The sequence below is a fragment of the Microcystis sp. M_QC_C_20170808_M3Col genome (assembly GCF_007095505.1).
GTDB lineage: Bacteria > Cyanobacteriota > Cyanobacteriia > Cyanobacteriales > Microcystaceae > Microcystis.
Window position 1 is genome coordinate 1 of sequence record NZ_SFBY01000407.1, and the last position, 3,010, is coordinate 3,010.

A 3,010-nucleotide genomic window follows, 5' to 3' on the forward strand; every position below is an offset into this window, starting at 1 on the left:
GTCGATACCCAAAAAGCGCCGAATACTGGGGTCTTTGCTATCGGCAAAAGTGGCAATATTTTGGGAGTTAATCCCAAATTCTTCCCCTTGAATTAAACTAAAAACGATCGAGCGGACGGTATTCGACCCCCAAGATGCTGTATTACTGGAAAATAGATTGAAATCATTAACTAATATCTCGGATATTATCACAGCCACTATCAATGCTAATCAATCACTGCTGGTGAAAGGTGCTATTTCCTTTGATAGATGCAGTGCAAAAGCTTCCCGCTCGCCAATTGTCTGAAAACCATGCCAAATACCGGGGGGAATTTGTACCAGTTTAGGAGCCAATTCGCCTAAAAATATCGTGTTAATTTTGCCTCTGGTGGGTGAGGTTTCCCGGTCATCGTAAAGGACAAGTTTCAACAGTCCTACAATGACGGCAATTTGATCAATTTGCGTTGTGTGTCTGTACCAAGCTTTAACAATACCGGGCAAAGTTGAAGTAATATAAACTTGTCCAAAGCCGGGGAAAATCTTATCGTCAGCCCGTTGAATTTCCATGAGTCGCCCTTTTTCATTTGGCAATAACTTGAGAGGGCAAACTTCTACACTTTCTATCCATTGATCATTAGATTGTGTTAACTTTGTCATAGCTAAAGACTTAAGAATCATTGATCACTATAAGGAACCACATAATGAGCCACTATACTACAGATATTGACCATTTGCGTTTATTTCTATTTACCACAGATGCTTTATTAGCTAAACAAGCCGAGCAAGTAGGGATTGATAGTATCATTGTAGACTGGGAACGGATTGGTAAACGAGAGCGACAGATGAGCTATTCAACCCAAATCAACGCCGATACACCAGAAGATGTGGTTGCTCTAGCTGAACTTATCTCCATCCCAATTACAGTAAGAATTAATCCCTTAGATAACAATACTTCTGACGAGATAGAAACTGCCCTAGATTCTGGAGCTAGTATTATCATGTTACCGATGGCAAAAGTTCCCAGTGAGGTAGATAAATTTATTTCTCTAGTCAATGGAAGAGCTAAAACCCTAGTCCAAATTGAGACTCAAACCTTAGTAGACAATTGTGAGCAAATTCGGGAGCTAGGATGGGACTATGCTTACATTGGACTGAATGATTTAATGATTTCACGTCAAAAAAGCTGTATTTGGGATTTAGTGGCAGATGCTACAGTTGAACAAATTTTTCAAATTTTAAACAATCGTATCGTTGGATTCGGTGGAGTAACGAGAATTAGTGGCGGCAACCCTATACCCTTCCTCGAACTTCTGCATGAGATGGCGCGGCTCAATTGCGGTTTAAGTGTTTTGAGGCGTACTTTTAAAAACGAAATGAGTGGCCGGAATCTTCAGGCGGAGATCCAAGCGATTCGGGCTGCTTGGGTAGCGGCCCGTCTTCGCAGTCGGGAAGCAGTTTTAGCAGATCATCTCACATTTTTAAAGCGACTGGGAGCAAATTAGAATTATGATCGGCTTATAGATCAAAACGCTAAGGTTATGGACGTAGCTGTTATTATCCCTTTATTCAACGGCTCTCAATGGATTCGACAAACACTCGAGTCAGTATTTTCCCAGTCTCAACCACCGAGAGAAATAGTCGTGGTTGACGATGGTTCTGAGGACGAATCCCTAGAGATTGTCAAGTCTTTTTCAGGTATCACTTTATTACGAAATCCTGACAAGGGTTCTCATTGCGCCCGCAATTTTGGACTGCAACATACTACTGCACCTCTAGTAGCATTTCTCGATCAGGATGACATCTGGCATCGAGATCACCTGGGCATTATGAATACAATTCTAGAACAATTTCCCCAATCTCCTGCTTGTGTAGCCAATTGCGCCCATTTTTATGAAGATAGCCTAAATTTTCCCTCTCCAGTCCTTAATCCTCAGTTTTTTGCTCCTTGGGACTTTTTCCCTACCAATTCTGTCGCCACTCCCTCGGCCATTGTGATTCGACGCGAAGCACTCGATTCCATCAATGGCTGGCCAACACAGTTTACGGGAACTGCTGTAGATTACTATACTTGGTTAAGGTTAAGTGTTAATCAATCTCTGATCAGAAACCATTGTATTACGGTTGGATATCGTCGCCATAATAATTCTCAGGGGACGAAGTTAAGATTACAAAACATTGAAAAATTAATAGATAATCACATAAACACTTTAGCAGATGCTCTTCGTTATCGGGTTTCTGTCTATCCCCAAGATGCTGTATTACTGGAAAATAGATTGAAATCATTAACTAATATCTCGGATATTATCACAGCCACTATCAATGCTAATCAATCACTGCTGGTGAAAGGTGCTATTTCCTTTGATCAACTGCTTTTATTAGCTCAATGTGTAACTTGCTGTTATGGTTTTTATATCCTTACTTAGAACCTCAAGAATTTACTTTGAAAATCATCCTCAAACATTGGCCAAATAAGGCAGCCAAAACCCGCCAAGGATTGAGGGAGCGAATTGCATTAAGCAGAATCCTTCCGAGACATCTATTAGCACATCCATTTGGCCTAAGTTTATGGGCTTTATTAGTAGAGTTTGCACCTTTGATAAGCCATAAGCTTATGCCTTGATAAATTCCCCTAAAAAAAACATCTAATCATTAATTCAATCAACAATATGGCTACTAAAAACATAATTGTAAATCAATTAAAAAACTTACAATAATTCTCCAAAAATATTGTAGTTTAATTCCTATATTTATTAAGAGATAGACAATATGATCTCCCTAAAGAGCAAAGAGAAATTTTGAAGAAATTAGCAACTGATTCAACTGAACATCTTAATAAACGCTCTTTATATAGTCATTTATTAGGAACTTATAGAATCTTGAAAAAATGGAACTCATCTGAAGATATTTGTCTAGCTGGTCTTTATCACAGCATCTATGGAACTTATAGCTATAGAAAAAGTTTGGTTAATCTAGAACAAAGAGGTATAATTAAGGCTGCTATTGGTTCTGATGCTGAAAAATTAGTTTACTA

4 protein-coding genes and 1 pseudogene are annotated in these 3,010 nt (G+C 39.0%); 3 read left to right on the forward strand and 2 right to left on the reverse strand.

Translation table 11 applies throughout. From position 1 onward, the window contains the following. Nucleotides 1-126: pseudogene (locus tag EWV84_RS18705) on the reverse strand (amino acid ABC transporter substrate-binding protein); the annotation flags it as partial. An 84-nt stretch (nucleotides 127-210) separates the two neighbouring features. Then, a complete protein-coding gene (locus EWV84_RS18710; protein WP_287079287.1) occupies nucleotides 211-636 on the reverse strand; it encodes a dTDP-4-dehydrorhamnose 3,5-epimerase family protein in 426 nt (141 codons plus the stop codon). Between the two features lie 44 nt (nucleotides 637-680). On the opposite strand from EWV84_RS18710, the gene EWV84_RS18715 reads away from it, so the two are divergent. The 3 genes from EWV84_RS18715 to EWV84_RS18725 all read left to right on the forward strand — a co-directional run. Further along, nucleotides 681-1,481 (forward strand): aldolase/citrate lyase family protein, encoded by an 801-nt coding sequence (locus tag EWV84_RS18715; protein ID WP_287079288.1) that lies wholly within the window; start codon nucleotides 681-683, stop codon nucleotides 1,479-1,481. A 36-nt stretch (nucleotides 1,482-1,517) separates the two neighbouring features. After that, nucleotides 1,518-2,402, forward strand: coding sequence for a glycosyltransferase family 2 protein (locus tag EWV84_RS18720; protein WP_287079289.1), 885 nt, complete (start codon nucleotides 1,518-1,520; stop codon nucleotides 2,400-2,402). Nucleotides 2,403-2,774: 372 nt separating this feature from the next. After that, nucleotides 2,775-3,010: DUF6817 domain-containing protein (locus tag EWV84_RS18725; RefSeq protein WP_287079291.1), on the forward strand; the 236-nt coding region annotated here is incomplete at its 3' end.